This is a genomic window from Pseudomonas sp. E45-MNA-CIBAN-0222, from assembly GCF_040310405.1.
GTDB lineage: Bacteria > Pseudomonadota > Gammaproteobacteria > Pseudomonadales > Pseudomonadaceae > Stutzerimonas > Stutzerimonas stutzeri_AC.
Genome location: NZ_JBEOPU010000239.1, coordinates 1 through 236, shown reverse-complemented (window position 1 = coordinate 236; position 236 = coordinate 1). Strand labels below are relative to the sequence as shown.

General features: G+C 47.9%; 1 protein-coding gene. It reads left to right on the top strand.

What is annotated here, in order from left to right; genetic code table 11:
* On the top strand, positions 1 to 236 hold a 236-nt coding region (locus tag AAEZ08_RS23460; RefSeq protein ID WP_500125248.1), incomplete at both ends, for an ABC transporter permease subunit.

Below are 236 nucleotides of genomic sequence, written 5' to 3'. Positions count from 1 at the left end.
CTATCTAGGCCTATTACCCGTCGCCGGTGTCATATCTGTCGCGCAGTTTTTGGACGTCAAACCTTTATATGGTTCATGGCTATTGGGTTCCTTGACTTCAGGTGAACCGGGCGCATTTTGGGACGTGGTAAAACATTTTATCTTACCGTCTATTGCCTTATCGACCATACCACTCGCGATGATTGCACGCATGACGCGCTCGGCGATGCTAGAGGTACTAGATGAAGATTATGTAC